At 20.1% G+C, this 613-nt stretch carries 1 protein-coding gene; it reads left to right on the top strand.

The features are described from left to right. On the top strand, positions 1-613 hold a 613-nt coding region (locus tag HZY83_RS08195; protein WP_179943541.1), incomplete at both ends, for a hypothetical protein.

The raw sequence follows: 613 nt of genomic DNA, 5'->3' as shown, positions 1-613 counted from the left end.
ATATTAAATATCTACAAAAAAGAATATAAACTATTATTGAAATTTATTTTAAATTTTTTAGTAGGATTTTTAATTTTACTAATACCACTTTTAATATATTTTCTAATAAATAATTCATTATTAGAAATGATATATCAATCTCTTATTATAAATATAAATTATTCAGGAGATGCACCTATAGGATTAAAAGATGTTATTTTTTGGATAATAGGAGTAGCCAATGATTATTCATTAGTTTTAATAATTTTATTATCAACTTTGTACTACTATAAAAATAGCAAAAATATGGTGCTGATAGGAATAGTTTTACTTGCTTTTTGTATATTATTAAGTATAATCTCCAAAAGAACGTACTTACATTATTTAATAGTATTAATACCATTGTTTATACCTTATATAAGCATACTGTTAGAAACATTATTTGATAAGATTAATTATAGATTATCTCTTGTAATAATTTGTTGTTTTATAGTTACTTCTTATTTTCCTAGTTTGATTAATATAAAATCTCAAATACAAGAAAGAAATGTAGATAATTCAAGAGATATAGCGGAACTAGCTAATTATATAAAAAATAATTCAAATGAAGATGATAGAATATATGGTCATAGAA

This window comes from Gemella sp. GH3 (genome assembly GCF_013415425.1).
Taxonomy (GTDB): Bacteria; Bacillota; Bacilli; order Staphylococcales; family Gemellaceae; genus Gemelliphila.
Note: the sequence above shows the minus strand (reverse complement) of the source record. Positions and strands in the feature narration are given on the sequence as shown.